The 20,019-nt window shown below is 37.6% G+C and carries 9 protein-coding genes; 5 read left to right on the top strand and 4 right to left on the bottom strand.

Annotated elements, in window-relative coordinates:
* Positions 1 to 51 precede the first annotated feature (51 nt).
* The gene (locus M9949_07460) at positions 52 to 2,394 is read right to left on the bottom strand and encodes an ATP-binding protein (GenBank protein MCO5251244.1); all 2,343 of its coding nucleotides are present in this window, start codon (positions 2,392 to 2,394) and stop codon (positions 52 to 54) included.
* 233 nt (positions 2,395 to 2,627) lie between these two features.
* Here M9949_07460 and M9949_07455 point away from each other — a divergent pair, with 233 nt between their 5' ends.
* Positions 2,628 to 3,941, top strand: a complete 1,314-nt coding sequence (locus M9949_07455) for a sodium:proton antiporter (protein MCO5251243.1) — start codon at positions 2,628 to 2,630, stop codon at positions 3,939 to 3,941.
* 20 nt (positions 3,942 to 3,961) lie between these two features.
* A complete protein-coding gene (locus tag M9949_07450; protein ID MCO5251242.1) occupies positions 3,962 to 5,173 on the top strand; it encodes a 6-phosphofructokinase in 1,212 nt (403 codons plus the stop codon).
* 72 nt (positions 5,174 to 5,245) lie between these two features.
* On the opposite strand, the gene M9949_07445 is transcribed toward M9949_07450, so the two are convergent.
* The 3 genes from M9949_07445 to M9949_07435 all read right to left on the bottom strand — a co-directional run bounded on the left by M9949_07445 (position 5,246) and on the right by M9949_07435 (position 14,117).
* Positions 5,246 to 6,541 (bottom strand): T9SS type A sorting domain-containing protein, encoded by a 1,296-nt coding sequence (locus M9949_07445; protein ID MCO5251241.1) that lies wholly within the window; start codon positions 6,539 to 6,541, stop codon positions 5,246 to 5,248.
* A 95-nt stretch (positions 6,542 to 6,636) separates the two neighbouring features.
* Complete coding sequence (locus M9949_07440; protein MCO5251240.1) at positions 6,637 to 12,384, bottom strand: glycosyltransferase; 5,748 nt, start codon at positions 12,382 to 12,384, stop codon at positions 6,637 to 6,639.
* A 74-nt stretch (positions 12,385 to 12,458) separates the two neighbouring features.
* Positions 12,459 to 14,117 (bottom strand): polysaccharide pyruvyl transferase family protein, encoded by a 1,659-nt coding sequence (locus M9949_07435; GenBank protein MCO5251239.1) that lies wholly within the window; start codon positions 14,115 to 14,117, stop codon positions 12,459 to 12,461.
* Between the two features lie 256 nt (positions 14,118 to 14,373).
* On the opposite strand from M9949_07435, the gene M9949_07430 reads away from it, so the two are divergent.
* The 3 genes from M9949_07430 (at position 14,374) to M9949_07420 (ending at position 19,944) form a co-directional block, all read left to right on the top strand.
* Entirely contained in the window at positions 14,374 to 16,281 is a 1,908-nt protein-coding gene (locus M9949_07430) for an NAD(+) synthase (GenBank protein ID MCO5251238.1), read from the top strand.
* A 15-nt stretch (positions 16,282 to 16,296) separates the two neighbouring features.
* Complete coding sequence (locus tag M9949_07425) at positions 16,297 to 16,950, top strand: response regulator transcription factor (protein MCO5251237.1); 654 nt, start codon at positions 16,297 to 16,299, stop codon at positions 16,948 to 16,950.
* Positions 16,951 to 17,070: 120 nt separating this feature from the next.
* The gene (locus M9949_07420; protein MCO5251236.1) at positions 17,071 to 19,944 is read left to right on the top strand and encodes a hypothetical protein; all 2,874 of its coding nucleotides are present in this window, start codon (positions 17,071 to 17,073) and stop codon (positions 19,942 to 19,944) included.
* The last annotated feature ends 75 nt before the right edge of the window (positions 19,945 to 20,019 follow it).

The raw sequence follows: 20,019 nt of genomic DNA, 5'->3' as shown, positions 1-20,019 counted from the left end.
AATCCCGTTTTTTTTTGGTTAAATTTTGAAAGTCGGTCTTAGTAACGATGATTACTTATCGAACTTCAGATTGAAAGTAGTGCCTTTGCCTTCTTCACTTTCTAAGGCAATCGAGCCATTAATCAAATCCACATATTTCTTCACGATAGCAAGTCCTAATCCGGTACCCGGCTTGTTTCCTACATTGCGAGACCTGTGAAATGGGTCGAATACATTGTCGATTTCATTTTCTGGTATGCCAATACCATAATCCTTGATTTGCATATTTACTGAAGTTTGACTGTCAATTATACTAATATCCACGCTTGTATCCTCATTTGAGTACTTTAAAGCATTTGCAACAAGATTGCTGATAATGTTCCTCAAGGATATTTGGTCACATTCAATAAGAATCTTCTGGTTTGTACTTTGGACATTGACAATTCTATTTTTCCCGATTGTCATCTTAATTTCATCAATAATTGAGCCCACGAAAGAGCATAGTTCAATGGTATTGTAAGTAGCTTGCCAATCTTTGGTAGTAGGTTTTTCAAATACCAGAACGTCATCAAGCAGCTTAGTAAGTGATTGAATTGAATGCCGGATAAGTTCCAAATTCTTCTTGAATGAAATTTCGTCATGCTTTTCGTATAGCTTATCTAATATGTATGTTGAAGATAAAATTACTGTCAAAGGTGTGCGATATTCGTGTGAAACCATTGCAATAAATCGGCTTTTAAGTTCATTGAGGCTCTTTTCTTTGGACAAAACAGCAAGCAAATCATCTTGAGTTCTCACTAATTCTTCTTGAGTGCGTTTCCGTTCGTCATTTTCGTAGCTCAATTCGTTTAGAGCCGTTTCCAATTGTTTGGTTCTATCTGCCACACGGTTTTCAAGTTCTTTGTTGATTTCAATTATTTTTCTTTCGTATTGCTTTCTGTCAGTAATATCAATCAAAAAAGCCTGCAAAATGAAAGAATCTTTGATGGGGATTCTATTCAAAGAGACTTCGACATCAATCAATTCTCTACCATTTTTGAGATGTTTCCATTCAAAAACAAGTGATTCGCCTTCTAATGCTCGATTAACGTATTCTTTTGCAATCTCAACTGAACTAAATCCTTCATCCTGAAATTTGGGAGACAGCTTATCGGGTGATAGCCCAACGATTCTGTCGCGGCTGAAACCAAAAAGTTGCTCGGCTTTTGGGTTGCAATCAATAAATTGCATATTGTCCAACAATAGAATTGCAACTGAAGCTTGGTTAAATAAGGCTCTGAACTGAGATTCGCTTTGTATAATTTCTTGTTGCAAAACCATATCTTTCGTAATGTCTTGCATTGTCCCTGTTATTCTAAGCGGCACTCCATATGTATTTTTCACTAATTCGCCTAAGGAACGTATCCATCTCATTTCACCGTCGGAAGCTCTGAAAATTCGGTATCTAATGTCAAAATTTTCAGCTCCGTTCAGCAACGAATCAATCGCTTTAGAACGTAATGGTCTGTCTTCTTCATGGCACAATTGCTTGAATTCCGAATACGATATACTTCGTGTATCCGGCTCCATTCCGATTATTTTGAAATACTCTTCAGTTCCCCAAAATAGTGTTTTGTTCAAATCTAATTCCCAACTGGCAATTTTGGCTATTGATTGAACATTCTTCAATCGTCTTTCGCTGTAAGTAAGCTCTTTCTCAACTATTATCCTATCAGCGATTTCTTCTTTCAAACTATCAATTGCCAATTTTGCAATCTCCATTTGTTCATTTAGTTGGTCTTTACTTTCTTTGGAGAGTATCAAAGCATCTGTCAGACCTTTGATAAGCAACAAAAGGCTAACCGCAATAATTGCCGAAAGTAATATCAGGTCGAATGAAATAGTTAAAATTTCAAGTAAGGACAATTTTGCTTTATGCAAATTCATTAACTCATAAAAAGAAGTGATACTATAAGCCATTAAGACTATGATGATTAATCCGAATGCAGTAATAGCACCTTTTCCGCCTTTAAGTATGGTAGTAGTAATGAGAAATGTCAGTATCCATAATGTAGCAGCAGAATCCGGTCCAAAGTTGAAAAGCAAATAAACCGATAAAGCGAAAAGACCAATCAACAAAAAATTAGATTTGAGTATGTATTTCTCTTTTTTTATAAGTAATAAGCTTAGTAATGCCAAATAGATTATAATTATGAACACACCATAAGAAGGGTCTGCTATTTCGAAGGCTAAAATTATACCCGTGAGCAATGACAATGAGCCTATTATTATCCCAAACCGTATTATATAGTTCAATATAACTGACTTTACTTCACGCAGTATCTCCTCTTCTTGTTCGGTAGGTTTCTTAAATAAACCCTGAAGAATCATTGCAATATTTAGTTTTTCTTTACCCCAAGGGTTCATCAAATTCATATTTTATCAACTTAGAATATTTTCACTATACTAAATTAATGATTAATTACATAATTTTAATCATTAATAAGCAACATAAGCAAAGATTTTTTTATAAAAGTTAAAATTAGTCTAAGCGAAATTCAATTTTGATTACCTAAAATTAACAAATTACATTTATTATTTTGTATTGAGTTGTAAAATTACCTAATTTTGACTTTTGGAATTTAACAAATTTGTAAAAAAGGTTAGAAATGGAACTCGCTCATAACATACCATTGTATTCGCTACTGCCGTTTGTTCTAATGTTAGGCGCTATAGCCGTGCTGCCACTTGTGGCGCATCATTTTTGGGAATCAAACAAAAATAAGCTGATTGTAGCTTTAGTATTGGGTGTCCCGACTGCACTTTACCTACTGCTTACAGGGCTATCATACGAATTGTCTCATATCGTATTTTTTGATTACGTGCCTTTTATTATTTTGCTCGGTTCATTATTTGTAATCACAGGTGGAATCTATGTCGAAGGCGATATAGAAGCCAAACCTCATATAAATACATTGATGTTATTAATAGGAACGCTACTTGCTTCGCTGATGGGTACAACAGGTGCAGCAATGTTGTTGATTCGTCCGCTTTTGCAAACTAACTCACAACGGAAATTCAAAGTCCATACTGTTTTGTTTTTCATTGCTACCGTAGCTAATTGCGGTGGACTCTTGACTCCATTGGGCGACCCGCCACTTTTCATGATGTACCTTCGTGGAGCCGAATTTTTCTGGTTCTTGAATCTATTCAAAGAGTGGATTTTTGTTAATTCTTTAATTTTGATTGTATATTATTTCGTAGATAGATACTACTATAGTAAGGAAAAACCCGAAGATTTGAAACGCGATTCGTTAGATAAGAAACCAATTAAAATCTCCGGTAAACGAAATTTCATATTCCTACTTGGTGTTATTTGTGGAGTAGCATTTATCAACCCAAATTCTATGGAATTCATCAATGATAGTATTTATTATGGATTCTTGCGCGAAGGCTTTTTGTTACTGATGGCTGCACTTTCATTGGCATTTACTGCTAAGGCAGTTCGTGCAAGCAATCATTTCAATTGGGAACCAATCCAAGAAGTAGCTTACCTCTTTATCGGTATTTTTATAACTATGGTGCCGGCTCTCGAATATCTTAAGATTCATGCAAATGAACTCGGTATTGTTACTTCTGCACAATTTTACTACGCAACAGGATTTTTGAGTGCATTTTTGGACAATACACCGACTGCAGTTACATTTTATTATTTGCAGGTAGGGTTGGTAGAATTAAACCCAAGTTCATTGCTTAATGGAGCCGTTGCGGGGATTCCCGAAAGCATTATGATAGCAATTTCGACTGCCTCGGTATTTTTTGGAGCTATGACTTATATCGGCAATGGTCCTAACTTTATGGTCAAAGCTATTGCTGAAAGTCAAGGAATTAAGATGCCGGACTTCTTTTCATACATGATAAAATTCTCTATAATCGTCTTACTTCCAATATTTATACTTGCACAGTTACTTTTTGTGCATTAAAAAAAAAATCGGGAGAATAAATGTCTGACATAAAAAGAATTGGCATCATTACAAGTGGTGGTGATTGCGGCGGTTTGAATGCCGTAATTTCAGGTGCTGCTCGAATGGCATATCATTTAGGCATCGAATCGTGCCTGATACCTCATGGCTATGCCGGTTTGTATAATTTATCGAACATCACGCCTGTTGTCATAGATTTTGCTCGTGCCGACAAAATTCATTCGGGTGTAGCCGGCTCAGAAGCCGGACACTCACGCGTGAAAATCAGTAAAATCAATAACGTACACAAGTACGAAATAATCAAAGAAGGCTTGAAAAAGCATAATATTGATGGCTTGATTATTGCCGGTGGTGACGATACGGGTGGTGTCGTGGTTGATTTGATTGAGCATGGTATCAAGTGTATTCATGTTCCGAAAACTATGGATTTGGACTTACAATCATATTCCGTCGGAGGCGATTCGACAATCAATCGGATTGCAAAATTTACGGACGAATTGCGTACCACAGGCATTACTCATAGTCGTGCTTTGGTAATCGAAGTTTTTGGCAGATACTCAGGGCATACGGCTTTCAGAGGAGGACTCGGTGCCGATGCGGATTGTATTCTGATTCCCGAAATTCATGTGGATTATGATGTTGTTTACGACCATTTCAAACAAACCTATGTCAACAGATTGATGTCCAGCGATGTCAAAGGCTCAACCTATATCATCGTTGCTGCAGAAGGTGTCAAAAACACTAAGGGAGAATTTTTTGCTGATGCTTCCGATAATTTGGATTCATTTGGACATAAGAAATTATCCGGAGTCGGCAAATATATTCGTCAGCATCTCGAAGACCGCATGCAAAAGGATTCCTATTGGGAATTGATTTTAAAACGCGAAGGAATCTATGTTGAAGATATTTACCAATATCCCGAAATACGTGAAATCCAACTCGGGCATTTAGTCCGTGCCGGTGCTACAAGTGCATATGATGTTACTTTCGGCAAGCAAATTGGTGGCGGTGCTGTTCTGGCTATGCACAAAGGCATTTGGGGTGTAACTATTGTCGGGGTAGAGGCTGAAGAAATTATTTATATCCCGACACAAGAAGCTATCAAACAACGAAATGTTGAGCTTAAGGAAATCGCTTTTTACGAGGCTATGGGCGTTTGCTTCGGGCGTGAACCTGTGCAATACAAACCTACTTTCCGCCAGCATGTCGGCGAAATTCATCGTTATATGTAAAATCACAAAACAAAAAAAAAGTGGCTGTTCGCAAGAATAGCCACTTTTTTTTTTATATCTCCGACGTATTTTTTATCTTACGATAATCTTGTCGTGATAGACTTTATTTCCAATTGTAACTGCTACAAAATACATTCCTGTTGGTGCGTTTATTGCTCCCAAATCAATAGCATTCAAACCGGATTGAGTTGTAAACTGTTTGTTCATCACTTCGCGACCATCTATTGACATGATTCGAACATTGATGTTTTCGAGCAAAGTGTCATAGTTCAAAACAAAATTAACAGATTCATTTTGACCAATTACATTAGGATGTATGCCATATGACAATCCCGGGAAATCTTCTACAGAAGTTATTCCTAATGGAGTAAAGTCGAATTTGATTATACCTTCTGCCGACCCTGAGAATTCAGTAAAGACAATTTTGTAAACGATTAATTCAGGTGCATCTTCAATATGTCTGTAAGCAAAGTAAACCAAATCTGTCGGTATGGTATATTCATTGGTAGCTTGGCTGAATGTTTTCCAATCAGAGCCAATTGTAGTTATTACTTCAGAATAATTGTCATCATTAATTGCAGGTGGCATAACTGAAATTGGGTCAACGCCTTTCAATTCTGCAACTCTAATGCTAAGGTTACTTTTTACGCCGGTCACAGGATAAGCCATGAATTGACCTTGTCCGATTGGAATCAAACTTTCATATTTCCCGAATACCAAGTCCCAATCAAGTGACAATGGCTCGCGGCTTTTAGCAGAATTTGTTGCAAACGAGAAGTATGCGTAATTTTGTCCCGTATAATCTTTCTTTTTGATGACTGCTATTGTCTCATCTGTACCATTTAAATTTGAGTATCGAATCGAATATTCGCTCGCTGCCAACGTTTCAATCATGAATTTTTTGTACGAATTGTTTGAGATTTTAATGATAAAGACTTTGTCTCCTACAATGTAGTGAGTTGACAAATCATAGTATCCCCAACCAAAGTCACCACCGGTTATGTATCCGTCTTTACCCAGATTTAAAGCTCCTACGTGCCAAGATTCCTCTGAATTTATTGCTGATTCCCATGTTGAACTCATTCCGTTAGTATCAACTTGATTATCAAATGAATTTTCGTTACTTCCGGGAACGACCCATATCTTCATCCCTTTTTGTCCGTTTACAAGAATACCTGCTCTTTGACCTGTTTGGAAAGCCAAATCCCAATTGTCCTTGTTTTCTTGCTGCAAAATACCGTTTTCTAAACTGAACCACACATCATTCTGGTAATCTTTTCCTAAAATTACTGTATGTTCTATTGTTTCTGCTAAAATTGAATTTGTCATAAAAACAAATGCCAATAATGTTAGTAAATACTTATTCATAGTGATACCTAAAAATTTATAAATTAAAACTTTCAACTATGCAAAATACGAAATTTATCGTTAAACGAAGGTAAGTTTCCATCAATTTTCTTAAATCAGATTAAAAAATCTTTTATAAGAAAACTTTTCATAGTGGCACTAATTTCAAAATAGGTCTGCTCTAAAAAGTCTATGAAATCCTCGAAATTTCTATCAAGATTCGTGTTCATTTTCATGAAATCAATCTTACCGGGCGACTTGATTAAATCTTGTAGAATTTTTGCCAAATCACTTACATTCTCAGCTTGGAAAGTCATGCCGTTCTCGTTTTCATTGATGAATTCGGGCATTCCGCCAATGCGAGAGCAAATTACCGGTACTCCGTAGTATTGGCATTCAAGAATCACCAAGCCCGCACCCTCTTCCCAAATGCTTGGTATGACTGCCAAATCAAGACCGGACATTATCTGGCTTAAGTTCTCTCGTTTGTATTCACCTTTGAAATCACATACTTTGTTTTGGTCAATTTTCTTGATTTGCTCTATGTATTTGCCGGGTCCTGTCCCGTAAATTTTTATATTAACTTTTTCAGGATTGATTGATTGAACTGCATCAGCGAGAATATGTACTCCTTTATGAGGTATTAGCGAGCCGATATACCCGATTTTCACCGGGACCGAAGTTCTCGTTTTGCCTTGTTCGTGTTTGCCGTTGTATAATTTGGGTATTTGGTGAGCTACGATAACTTTGTTAGAATTCAAACCCGATTCTACCAAGATGCCTTTGACTCTACCTGAAATAGCCAACGTCAAATCAATATTGTCATTTATCAATTCGATTGCAATTTTGTTTCGCTTCTTATATTCATTTTCTAAATGAGGGTATGTTCTTACCAAATCTGAATTTTTTGCAAAAACTACGTTATCCCATTTTCGTCCGTTCGAGCCAAACATATAAAGCTGTGGGTCAATGAGATGATAATTATGAGGAGTGTATATGGCTCTGATGCCATATTTTCGCGGGATAGCAGCTATCGCAAACCCCAATCCCAAAAAGTTTTGGAAATGCACAACATCAGGCTTCAGCCTGCGGACTAAATTTTCAAATTCCATAAGAATATGTTCATCGCGAACTTCTAACTGCGGTTCATTCGGAATTATGAAATCAAATTTACGATTGAATATGCCAACCAATTTTACACCGTTAACAATTTTGCTCTCTACAAAGTATGGGGTTTCATTTCTGGGATGTCGCAATCCGGCATAAAAGACTGTAACGTCATATCCGCGATTAGCCAGTGCAATTGCTGTATCTTTTGGAAACATTGTGCCACCACCACTTTCGTCCCATCCAAACATTGTGAAAAGTATCTTCTTCGATTTTGTATTTTCGACAATTGCAGTGGGTGCAAGTTCGGGCTTAGTTTCAATTAATTTTGAGCTTTGAAATTTTTCTATTCCTTCCAATAAACCCTTGTAAAAATTTACAAAATGAAGCACAGTAGCCTTCGACAGGAAATAATTTATCAAATCTTCGGTTGTCAAGTCTAATTTTTTACCTTCGAAAATAACTGCATCATTCTTGATTTTGAACTGCTCCACCTTTTGAACTTCGCGTAAAATTTCAGCTTCGACAGAGATGTTTTCTGCTATATATGCCTTTGCTTGAGAAATTGTTTTTTCGCCCAAGCTTCTAAATCCGAATATCTTATGTTCGAGCTCCAAAATTTCGGGATGTTTTTTAATCAATAGCACTGTGTTTCTACCGTTCATAACTTGGCGTTTACGGAAATTTTCAACCGTCAAAGTGTGGTCATGTTTTGATTTCAACTCAGAGGAATAAAGCACCGAATAGCCCATTTTTTGCAAACGATAGCCCAATTCCGTATCTTCGCTCATAGGTTCTCGGAAATCTTCATCGAATAATCCTGCGTCCAGCAGTGCCTTTCGCTCAATGCTGATGTTGCAAGTAATGAAATGCTTGTATCCGTAAACTTTCCCGTTTTCCATCACCGAGTAATCAAAAATCAAGGGGTATTTCGATAAAAAGTATGTGAATGGATGCTCGATAGCCGATTCCACATAATCGAATGTGCCGAGAACCGCAAACTTCTTCCCTGAAAATCTTTGCTGATAGAGCAGATGCTCTTCTAACAGGCTATCACTTGCGATTGTATCATCATTAATTATCAGTACGTATTTGCTCTGCGACGCTTTAATTCCCTTGTTGCGAGCTGCACCCGGACCTGCATTGCTTTGTCTGATATATTTGAAATTCAAAGTCGTTTGAAATTCCGACATCACGCGTTCAGTTTCGTCAGTAGAGCCGTCATCTATAACTAAAACCTCATATTTACTTTTCGATAGAGTTTGCTTTGATAATGCGTCAATGCACTTTTTCAGGGTGTTGATTCGATTAAAAGTGGGGATAATTACACTTATTTCATATTTAAAGTCTGTAATTTCGGTTTTTGATTCAAAAATTGCAGGATTCAGCCGCTTGTACTCTTCGTAAATTCCCATTTGGTAGTAAAAAATATTAACTTTGCTCAATAATCCAATCATCGCTTCGACGAATTGTTCCTTGCTGAGAACTACTCCGTTCAACTTGTAATTTCGCCCTTCTATGAATGGTTCAAACTCAAAGCGTCGCATTAATTCTACAATTCTCTGGATTTCATCGCCTTTGTTTGCGATTACATTTTCGATATTTCGAATAATCACAATGTCAACGTTGTCTAAGGCTAATTCCAAAATTTCAGGGTTAGCAGCAGATGGGTATTTCAATAGCAATTTGTAGTGGTTGCGTCCCCACATCTTTTGCCGTTTGATGAACATATCAATGCTAATATCATGCAAATGAGTAGCTTTGATTGTTCCGTCAAATAGAACTTTCAAACCCAATCTTTGCAAACGCAGCCCTAATTCGATATCTTCTGCCATTGGTTCGCGGAAGTTTTCATCAAACATTCCTGCTTTATCGACTAAACTTCTCTCGACTGAAATGTTGCACGTCCAAAAGTAGAGATAGTTGTATAAGCCACCTGTGACCAACTTTGAAGCGGGAAAAATGAAATCGGATTTCACTGCCAAATAAGTGAAAATCTTTTCCATTTCCGCTTGTGGATAATTAAAAGTACCCATTACAGCTAATTTTGTTCGGTTTGTTTTGTGATGGCGATAATGCCCGGAGAGAACATCTTTTTCAAGAATTGCATCATCATTCAAGATTAGCAAATAATTCCCGCTTGCATGTCTAATCGCATTATTCCGCGCAGTTGCAGGACCTGAATTTGCTTGCTTGAGATAAATAATTTTATACTTCGATTTGAAATTTTTCACTCTCATTTCGGTGTCGTCAGTCGAGCCGTCATCGGCTATAATGACCTCGAAATTTTCGGTAGGGAAGTCTTGCTTTGAAAGAGATTCGAGGCATTTTTCGAGTATGTCAATTCGATTATAAGTTGGGATAATCACTGAGAATATTAATGAATCCTCATTTTCTAAAGATTTTGCCTTGTCAAATTCCAATCCCAGATGCTGTTTCAAAAAGCTCCGTTTCACGAGTTGATTCGGCAATAATAGCTCATTTCGGCTGAAATAGAGCGATTCGCCGGCTACGTTCTTGTCCGATAGCACATTGTATTCATCAGGTGATTCGAGGAATTTATGCACCAATTGCCCGTACCAATCAACGATGTATTCGAAATTGTAATCGGGACAATGAATGAGAATTCCTGAACTTTTTTCAAGAATTAGCTTGAGCAAATTATCTTTGGAAAAATCATTTGTTTGGATAATCCTCACTTCAATCGCCGAAATACTTTGCAAATCTTGCAATAGTTGGTCGTCAATATCTGTGCAAATCACAATTTCGGCATCTCTCATACGCTGATTGCCCAATTGCGAAACGGCTTTTGTCAAATCCTTGATATTATCTTGAGTTACAAATTTTGATGAAAACGGAATGAATATTGTCAAAAGCGTTTGTTGAGGAATCTTTTGCGAGAAGGATTTGTACTTTGTATAAACTTGGTGCCATTCAGGGTAAAACTGCGACCAATCGCCGGATTCGCCACTTTTAGATAAACTGTGCAACAAATAATAGCTGAAAAATTTGTTGATGTGATTGAATTTATTTCGCCGAGAAATCCTGCACCAATACTCGAAATCCATAGCATATCGCAAAGTCTCGTCAAAATATCCGTTTTCGTCAAGCAATTCACGTTTGAAAAATACTGCCGGTTGAGTAGGCATAGTTACGCCGTACCAATACTGCAAAATCTCGTCAAAATCGTAATCAAAATGCTTTAAATCAATCGTTTGATTCGCTGCTTCGATTCCAAGTTTTGCATTGCCATGAACGATGCGCTCGTTCGGATTTTTATTGAAAAATTTGGCGACTTCTGCGAAAACACCGTCAAAATAATAATCATCGGAATTGAGCCAAGCGACGATATCGCCACTCGCCATTTTCAAACCCTTGTTCAAAGCGTTTGTCTGTCCCGAATCCTTTTCCGAAATCCATTTCAAATGCGGGTAGTTTCGCAATATTTCCTGAGTTCCGTCCGTCGAGCCACCATCAATAACGATATGCTCGAAATTCGGATAATCCTGAGCCAAAACGCTTAGAATGGTTTTTTCAATATATTTTGCTTGATTCAAAGTGGGGGTAATCACCGAAAACTTCAAATTTTGCTTTCCCGTTGTGGCAATTCCACTTAATTGAATTCTCTTTTTAACAATGTTAATTGAATGCTGTTCAGCAAATGAACGTAATTCAGCATTAGTTTTATCATCACAACTTGAAGCGTTGGACAAATAGATTCGTGGCTTATCCGATGATTTTTGCATTTCAAAAAAAGCATCTGCAATATCCTCAGCTTGAATGTCAGTCAAACAATGTGGCTTATCAAATTTGCAAACCCAATTGCATTGGTAACATTCCAGCGCATTGATAATCGCGGTTTGCATCCTGTCATAGGGATAAAATCTTCCGAAATGACCGCCGCCAAGTATCGCCAAATTTGGAATCCCCAAAGCTGTCGCGATGTGTGCGTGAGCAGTGTCCACGCCGATTGCTGCAACAGATTTGTAAATAATCGCAGCTGCTTGTCTAATTGTTGTTTGACCGCAAAGATTAGAATATTTTACATTTGCGGCTTTGCAAATTTCTTCATGCTTTTGCCAATCTTTTTCGGAGCCAAGGCAAACGAAATGATATGAATTTCGCAGATTGACTAATTTCAGCACCTGGGCGAGTTGCGGGTAATCTTTTATCGAATATTGTGCACAGCCATATAATGCTACGATTTTGGTTGAATGATTGTCAAGATTGGCAACAAAATCTTCGCTGAATCGCAGGTCTTCCTTACTCAGCCAAATCCATGGCTCAAGAGTTGCATCTCTTATTCCCAATGATTGCAAAAAGTGCTCATTTCGCTTGATTTCCGGCATGATTGAATTTGGACTTTGTATAATCCGGTTGTAAATTGAATTGTTTTGCAGCCTGATTTCTTCTTCTAAATTGGAGTTGTCGCCATCAAAAGCGATTTTTTGTTTCGCTAATATTGAATTTGCAATTGTATCGCAAACTTCATCTCGCGAATAGACTGTATTGAGCATCAAATCATATTCTCGTCCGGCTAATGAAATCAAGAAATCAGCCCTGTAAGCGGAATTCTCGAGAAATTGGTTTTTTTCAAATGTGATAATTGAATCAACAAATGGGCATTGTTCGTAGAAATTGCTCAGATAATTTTGCGAAAGAATTGTGATTTCGGGGTTTTTGTAGTGCGATTTGATATACTCCAACATTCCGGATGCTATAACAGCATCACCGATTGAGTCCGTGCGGAGAATCAATACACTGCCTATTGTATCAGAATATTTACTTTCAAAAGCAGTGTCAATATTCGACGTTACTTTGGGACTTTCAACTAATAAGTTTTTTTTTTAATGTTGCCTTGAGCCATCATTTCATCAAAAAGCGAGACATCAAAATCACTGCTTTTATACGCAGTTACCTGCATGTTTACGCCATTTCGGGTAACTGTGATATTCGTATAAGCAAGCGATTCCAAAGCACTGACGATGCTATCGCTCGTCCAGCCGTATTTGTGGCAAAAGTATTGCGGATGCGATTTTCTACCTTCGTCATTTTCGGAGCCTTCAAGCGTAGAGCCAATGTCCTGCCCGCCATAAAGCCACTTAATTTTGTCCTCCAAATCCATATCGGAATCAATCAAGGATTCAACATTTGGCAAACGCAAATCAATGTACCCATCAGCTTTGAGCAAGTAATGGAAAGTCGCAAGCAATTCGAGTGCTTCCCAATGAAAATGATGCTCTATAAAATCTTGTGCTAAAATGTACGAAAATGATTCGCTTTGGAAATGCTCTTTTAGGCTTTTGGGCTTTATATCGAAAAAGTAATCAACCCGCTCCAACTTTGTATTGCCATCAATATTGACAAAGCCGGATTTGTAATCATTTCCGCAACCGATGTTCAATTTATCATTTTCGGGTTTGCATGGCAATGCAACTTTTCCGGGCAAATCCAGAACAGGAGCTAATGTAGTAAGATATTTACCGACCAAATCAATTTTGAATTGCTCAACTTCTCTGCTTACTTGCGATAAATCCAAGCTCAGCATCTTTTCAAACTCTTGCTCGAATGATTCAAAATTATTCACCCAAGGAACATGAATGAAACCTTCGAGGCAATGAGTGTGTCTGCCTGTCTCGTTGATTACAATTCCTGGTATTCCATGACCTAATCCATACAAACAGGCATGCAAACGTGTAGAAATCACTAAATCAAATTCGCGGTAAACGTCGTGTAAATCTTGATAAAATGAACTGAAAATTAAATCTATATCGAGATTTCTATTTTTAATAAAGTTGAGGAAGCTGAAATATTCCGTTTTGTGATGCGCCACGAGAGTGATTTTGTATTTTCCGTACAAGGATTGCATTATTTGCATATTCAGCTCAAACATTTCCTTGCCGGTAGCTTGGTTAATAATGCCCATTTCATAAGGAATTTGGATAGACATCCCAATATGCTCGATATTTTTGCCGGGCAATATTTTCTTCACTTCAGGAACTGAAAGTAGCGCCGGGCAGTTGATATGATGAAAGTTCAAATTATGTTCGTCGAAGATTGGCGGTCGCTTTGCCGTTCTTGAGGTTATAATCTTCGCACTTTTGAATATTTCAATTTCGGGATATTCGACAATATGGCGGTCAATATAAAAATTCTCATATCCGGCGGCTAACAAAATCACTTTATCCGTCAAATTGTGCTTGAGAATTTCAAGGTATAAGTCTTTGATTTCTCTCCCAACGGGTAACCCGGCTATGACAATCAAATCCAAATGTGGAGCTAATCTGCCAACATCGCCGGGGGAGACCATATTATGGACGCCTTTGAATTTGCTGTATGGCAGAAAGTCCTCATTGAAATTGTAGAACATAAAATTGAGATGATTGTCCTTATACAGGCGTTTGAGGATTTCAATCACGCCATCTCTTATAAAGTCATCTCCCGGATTCCAAAAACTTGTTCCGGATATTAGAATGTTAAGCACTTTCATATTCAATCTCTTTTATATTTAAGAAGAAATCTACAACAATAATAATGCCATTCAAATTGAAATATAATTCTGTGATTATTAGAAAAAATGTGTTATATTATATAATAATAATGAATAAAAAGATTGTAGTTTTAGCTTTTCTGAAGATTTTTGAAGAATTAATACAAATTTTCATTAATTTTTCGTGAAATACGTCGATATAATGACATTAAATTTTGAAAATTGAAAAAAAATCATTAAATTTTAGTATAAGTTTATGAGTAAAAATATAAATAATTTGGGATATTGCAGAATCATTTCTGTAGCTCCAAAATTAAAAATCGCAGACCCAGATTTTAACAGTTCTGTGATGACGGATTTTATTACTAAAATTGAGTATTTATCGCCACATTTCATCTTATTCCCCGAGCTAAGTGTCACTGCCTATACATGTGCAGACCTCTTTTTTTCCGAAAGACTTTCCAATTTGACTATGCAATCAATTGCAACGCTAAAAGATTTTTCAACAAAATTAAGCACTGTGTTTATCATCGGGGCGCCACTCAGTTCAAACGGTAAACTTTTCAACTGTGCTATTGTAATCCAAAGCGGTAAAATTCTCGGCATCGTACCCAAAAGCTACATATGCAATTCAGCCGAATACTACGAAGAACGCTGGTTCAGTTCTGAATTCGACCGAGTAAGCGACAGAATTACTATCGAAAACGAAGCGATTCCATTCGGAGCTGACTTAATTTTCGAATCATTTGACGGAAAATTACGATTTGGTATCGAAATTTGCGAAGATTTGTGGGCAGTTGCTCCACCAAGCAACGATTTGGCTTTAGCAGGTGCTGAAATTTTGTTCAATCTTTCGGCGAGTAACGAATATCTCGGAAAGTATAAATACAGAAAAGAACTCGTGCAAAATCATTCCGCAAAAACGATTTCGGCATATGTGTATTCATCATGCGGTCCTTGGGAATCTACTTCCGATACATTGTTTTCAGGCAATTGCATGATAGCTGAAAACGGTAAGATTCTCACAGAAACTAAACGCTTCAGCTTTGAAACTGAATATTGCGTCGCTGACATAGATTTGCAAATGCTCCGACATGACAGGCAGCGCAACAACTCTTATGGAGGTTCGCAAGCGACCATTAATTTCCGAACTATCAATTTCGATTGGCAAGAACGAGATGTTGATGCAATACTTAGGCATTATTCGGCAACTCCTTTTGTACCCGAATTTGAAGGTGAACGTTCAAATGTTTGTGAAGAAATTTTGCAGATTCAATCAACAGCATTGGCGAGAAGACTTTTGCAAATCAAGTCTAAGACTGTGATTATAGGTCTTTCGGGCGGATTGGATTCCACTTTGGCTTTGATTGCAACAGCAATGGCTTTCGATAAAATCGAACTTGACCGAAAGGGTATCATTGCGATTACGATGCCCGGAATGGGAACATCTGAAGCGACCAAATCGAATGCAATCAAGCTTGCCGAATCATTTGAATGTACTCTTAAAATTATTGATATCAAAGCATCTGTTTTACAACATTTTCAAGACATCAGCCATGATGCAAACGTTCACGATGTAACTTTCGAAAATGCTCAAGCTCGGCAACGCACAATGATTTTGATGGATATGGCTAACAAAATGAAAGGCATCGTAATCGGCACGGGTGATTTGTCGGAGATTGCTTTGGGTTGGAATACTTTCAACGCTGACCACATGTCCATGTACAATGTTAACTCAGGAATTCCCAAAACATTAGTGAAATACATTATCAGTTGGTACGTCAATTCTATAATTCAAAATAGTTTGCAAATAGTTTTAAATGATATTATAAACACTCCTATCACACCCGAATTATTACCCTTAGGAGAGGGGAATACTTTATCACAAGAAACCGAAAAAATCATTGGACCATACGTACTTCACGACTTTTTTATATATTATACAGTACGTTTTGGTTTTGATAAAACCAAAATTATGACTATTGCCGAAATTGCGTTTAGTGGTTTGTTCGAAAATGATGAAATTGAAAAATGGTATTTAGTTTTTTTTGATAGATTTTACAAAAATCAGTTCAAAAGAAATGTTGTGCCTGACGGAATCAAGATAGGTTCAGTGAATTTATCTCCGAGAGCTGATTGGCGAATGCCATCAGATGCACTTTAAAAATTAAGGAACACTATGCTTTTTGAAATCGACAACCCAATTACGACCATTATAGCTGACGACCACGAAGTAGTACGTGCGGGTATAAGAAGACTATTGTCTGTTGACAAGACTATCAGAATTCTTGATGATGGTGCAAATGGAGAAGATGCTATAAGATTGGCTGAATATCACAAGCCAATCGTTGCATTATTGGATATTTTGATGCCAAAGATGACAGGAATTCAAGCTATAAATGAAATAAAAAGAGTTTCCCCAACTACATATGTTATAATGTTGACTGCATTCGAAGATGCAGAACATCTTGAACAGGCTTTAGCTGCAGGTGCTGACGGGTATCTTACTAAAGATATTTCTGCAAAGGATTTGATAGAATCCATCAAACTCGTAACACAAGGCGAGAGAGTTTTTAGCAAATCTATCATTCAAATCATCCAAAACAAGGTTATGCCTTCGAATATTGAAGACGTAAAACAAGTTTCGATAACGAAACGAGAGCAGGACGTCTTGAACCTTGTTGCAGAAGGACTTACAAGCGCAGAAATTGCAGAAAATCTTGGGTTGAGCATTCGTACTGTCGAATCTCATAGATACAATATAATGCAAAAACTTGGCATAAAAAGTGCCGCTTCGTTGGTGAAATTTGCTGTTGGGAGAAATTTGAAGTAAAAGGTATTTTAAGTAAGTAGTATTACTGAGGTTTTTTATTTGATTATGTACTACTTTTGTTGAAATCGTATTTTTAGGCTCTGCTAAATGTTAGGTGTTGTTAAATTAAGTTTGAATATTATGAAAAACAAAACTACAAATTTTATCATTTTGATTGTGTTATTAGCCTTTCATATAAGTGCACAATCTCAAGAAAATGTAGGTATAGGTACAACGACACCTGAAGTTACTGCGTTGCTTGACCTTGTCTCTACAGATAAAGGCTTGCTAGTACCAAGACTTACGACCGCAAATAGAGATGCAATTGCTACTCCGGCAACGGGGCTAATGATTTACAATACTACAAATAATCGTTTTGAATATTATACAGGTGCTACTTGGGTGCCAATATTAACCAATGGTATTATCTCTTTGGATAATTCTCGTATTTTCGTTGGTAATGCCTCAAACATTGCGACCGGAGTTGTATTGAGTGGTGACGCTACAATCACAAATGCGGGAGTTTTGACTATTGCTAACAATGCAATAACTACAGCTAAAATTAACAACAATGCAATCACAACAGCAAAAATTGGCAACAATCAAGTTACAACAGCAAAAATAGGTGACACCCAAGTCACAAATGCCAAACTTGCTACCGGAATTGATGCGACTAAACTTGCTGACGGTAGCGTTGACAACACTGAATTTCAATATTTGAATGGCGTTACAAGCAACATTCAAACTCAACTTGACTCAAAAGTCTCCGGCACATTGCTCAATACTAATATCTTTGTCGGTAATGCCTCAAATTTAGCCACAGGAGTTGCTATGAGCGGTGATGCCACAATCAGCAATGCAGGTGTTTTGACTATTGCCAATGATGCTATAACAACAGCAAAAATCGGCAACACCCAAGTCACAAATGCTAAACTTGCAGCTGCAATTGATGCAACAAAATTAGCCGACGGCAGCGTTGACAACACCGAATTTCAATATTTGAATGGCGTTACAAGCAACATTCAAACTCAACTTGACTCAAAAGTTTCCGGCACATTGCTCAATACTAATATCTTTGTCGGTAATGCCTCAAATTTAGCCACAGGAGTTGCTATGAGCGGCGATGCCACAATCAGCAATGCAGGTGTTTTGACAATTGGTAACGATGCAATCACAACGGCAAAAATCGGCAACCTTCAAGTCACAAATGCCAAACTTGCATCAGGCATTGACGCAACAAAATTAGCCGACGGCAGCATTGACAACACCGAATTTCAATTTTTGAATGGCGTAACGAGCAATATCCAAACTCAACTTGACGCAAAAATGACAAATGCACTGACAAATACAAACATTTTCGTCGGTGATGCTTCAAACGTTGCCACCGGAGTTGCTATGAGCGGCGATGCCACAATCAGCAATGCAGGTGTTTTGACAATTGGTAACGATGCAATCACAACAGCAAAAATCGGCAACACTCAAATCACAAATGCTAAACTTGCTACAGGCATTGACGCAACAAAATTAGCAGACGGCAGCATTGACAACACCGAATTTCAATTTTTGAATGGCGTAACGAGCAATATCCAAACTCAACTTGACGCAAAAATGACAAATGCACTGACAAATACAAACATTTTTGTAGGTGATGCTTTAAACGTTGCCACCGGAGTTGCAATGAGTGGCGATGCCACAATTAGCAACGCAGGTGTTTTGACTATAGCCAATGATGCAATTACAACAGCAAAAATCATTGATAATGCTGTTGACGGCGCAAAAATTCAAATTACCGGAAATACAATAGGTTCGATGATGTATTATGATGGTACTGATTGGGTGCAACTTTCTCCCGGAATTTCAGGACAACTTTTGCAAACAAGTGGCGCAGCAGCACCAATTTGGGTAAATGCTCCATCAGGTTCATTACCACCGGGCTCAGATAAGCAAACCCTAAGACATAATGGTACAGATTGGGTTGTTTCGAGCAATTTAAGCAATGATGGGACTAATATTGGTGTTGGAATTAGCACTCCAACCGCATTAGTGCACCAAGACGGGGGAGATGCAACTGCGGCTTACCACAAATTTACGGCAGGGACTACAACCGGTACTACTGCAAGTGATGGCTTTGATATAGGAGTAAGTAGTACGGGAATAGCCGAATTACGACAACTCGAGTCTTCCGACATGATTTTCGCCACTAATAATACTGAGCGTATGCGTTTATTCGCAAACGGCAAATTGAGTATCAATACTGCAACTGCCCCTCATGATACGGTTCAAGTGTTGATAGACGGCGACGTGAGGATTACTCAAGATTTAATCGTTGATGGAAATATTGACCCGATTGCACTTATTTTGCAACCTCAAGCAACGGCTCCCAACATTACAACGAAAGGTACTATTTATTTCGATAACACAAGTAACGATATTAAGTTTTATAATGGTTCTGCATGGACTACTTTTGGGGCTGTTTTAAACGATGACCAAGAAGTTACAGGCAATGTCTCGCTTTTAAGTTCAGGACCGGCATCTGAATTAAGATTTTACGAGCCTACAGCCGATGGGAACAACTTTACGGCTTTCAAAGCTCGGACGCAAAATGCTAATATAAGCTATAATTTACCGGTATCGCAAGGTGCTGCGGATAGCTATTTGAAAAATGATGGAAGTGGAAATCTCAGTTGGGGAACTGTTTCAGCTTCTAATACTCTTACTGTCACTCATCTTACAGGAAGGGATGATTATAATGTTGGTTCCAGCGACCAAGTAATTGTTGCTTCTTTCACCGGTGGAAGTAAAAATATTAATCTACCTTCTGCTGCTTCTAATACCGGTAGAGTTATTTATATTAAAAAAGGGGTTGTTGGAGTATCTACTGATAGAATTTATCTTATTCCCCAAGAAGGTGAACTTATAGATGGTGCAGCTAATAAATTTATTAGATTAGAGGGCGCTCGGAGAATTGTTTCTGATGGTTCAAATTGGTGGGTTATTAGTTCATATAATGAATAAAAACAATATAAATATAACTCGGAATTTATATTCAAAATTGCTTGCAATTTTGTTTTGTTGTATTGTATTTAGTCC

The sequence above is a fragment of the Candidatus Kapaibacterium sp. genome (assembly GCA_023957315.1).
In the GTDB taxonomy this organism is placed as follows: Bacteria; Bacteroidota; Ignavibacteria; order Kapaibacteriales; family UBA2268; genus PGYU01.
The sequence above is the reverse complement of the archived record's forward strand: the minus strand, read 5'-3'. Positions and strand labels throughout refer to the sequence as shown.